Origin of the sequence: Streptomyces alkaliphilus (assembly GCF_014141535.1) — a bacterium.
Taxonomy (GTDB): Bacteria; Actinomycetota; Actinomycetes; order Streptomycetales; family Streptomycetaceae; genus Streptomyces; species Streptomyces alkaliphilus.
Window position 1 is genome coordinate 1 of record NZ_VKHT01001440.1, and the last position, 937, is coordinate 937.

A 937-nucleotide genomic window follows, 5' to 3' on the forward strand; every position below is an offset into this window, starting at 1 on the left:
ACCGGGGAGGGGCGGGCCCGGAGCGGAAAGCGGCCCCGGCGCTCCGACCGGCCCCTTCCCGGTGGGCCTCCGACGGGTTCCCGGTGAGTGCCCGACGGGGCCGGGTCAGCCCACCGACTCCAGGTCCACCACCACCGGGGCGTGGTCCGAGGCCCCCTTCCCCTTGCGTTCCTCCCGGTCCACGTGGGCGTCCCGCACCGCGTCCGCGAAGGCGGCGTTGCCGTACACCAGGTCGATCCGCATGCCCTTGTTCTTCGGGAAGGCCAACTGCCGGTAATCCCAGTAGGTGAAGGGGTGGTCGTACTTCAGCGGTCGGGGCAGCACGTCCCGCAGTCCCGTCCCGCGCAGATCCGCCAGCGCCGCCCGCTCGGCCTCGGTCACGTGGGTCGAGGTCCCGGTGAAGACGCCGATGTCCCACACGTCCTCGTCGGTGGGGGCGACGTTGAAGTCGCCGAGGACGGCGAACGGCCGCTCGCCGGCCGCGTCCTCCACCACCGCTCCGCGCAGCGCCGCCAGCCACTTCAACTTGTAGGCGTAATGGGGGTGTTCGACGTCCCGGCCATTGGGCACGTACACCGACCACACCTTGACCCCACCGCAGACCGCCGCCACCGCGCGCGGCTCCACCACCCCCTCGTACCCCGGGGCCCCGGGCAGTTCGAGTACCGGGTCCTCCAGACCCACCCGGGAGAGCACCGCCACACCGTTCCAGCGCCCGGTCCCCGCCACCACGGCCTCGTACCCGGCCTCGCGCAGCCGCTCCGCCGGGAAGGCGGCCAGGTCGCACTTGAGCTCCTGGAGACAGAGCACATCGGTGCCGCTGCGCTCCAGCCAGGCCACCAGACGTTCCAGACGGACGGTGACGGAGTTGACGTTCCAGGTGGCGATGCGCATCGGTGCTCCGGGCGTGGTGGAAGTGGTCGGATGGGTACGGGGG

The 937-nt window shown here is 72.1% G+C and carries 1 protein-coding gene; it reads right to left on the bottom strand.

Annotated features, from left to right (window positions below; all coding sequences use genetic code 11):
- Positions 1-105 precede the first annotated feature (105 nt).
- On the bottom strand, positions 106-894 hold the full coding sequence (locus FNQ90_RS24970) for an exodeoxyribonuclease III (RefSeq protein WP_143618878.1): 789 nt from the start codon (positions 892-894) through the stop codon (positions 106-108).
- Between the last annotated feature and the right edge of the window lie 43 nt (positions 895-937).